The organism is Paramesorhizobium salinisoli (genome assembly GCF_003335045.1).
Classification (GTDB): domain Bacteria; phylum Pseudomonadota; class Alphaproteobacteria; order Rhizobiales; family Rhizobiaceae; genus Paramesorhizobium; species Paramesorhizobium salinisoli.
Genome location: NZ_QOZG01000173.1, coordinates 1 through 253, shown reverse-complemented (window position 1 = coordinate 253; position 253 = coordinate 1). Strand labels below are relative to the sequence as shown.

The window sequence follows — 253 nt, the reverse complement described above, 5'->3', positions numbered from 1 at the left end:
GTTGAAAGCGAAGGCGAGATATGAACGCTGTCGCCATAGGCGTTTCGCAGGCGGGGGATCTGGTCGGCTGAGAAATTATAGACGAGGTCCATTTCCTTCGCTTCGAAGCGGCGGACCGAAGCCGCCTCATCGATGGGGTAGAATATGACCTTGTCGAGCTTTACATTGGCTGCATCCCAATATTCCGGGTTCTTCTCGACAGTGAGGTTGTCGTTCGGCACATGGCCGGTGAGCTTGAACGCGCCGTTCGAAA

The 253-nt window shown here is 54.9% G+C and carries 1 protein-coding gene; it reads right to left on the bottom strand.

The annotated features are described in order from the left end of the window. A partial coding sequence (locus DUT91_RS25415) for an ABC transporter substrate-binding protein (RefSeq protein ID WP_245420040.1) occupies positions 1 to 253 on the bottom strand: 253 nt, incomplete at both ends.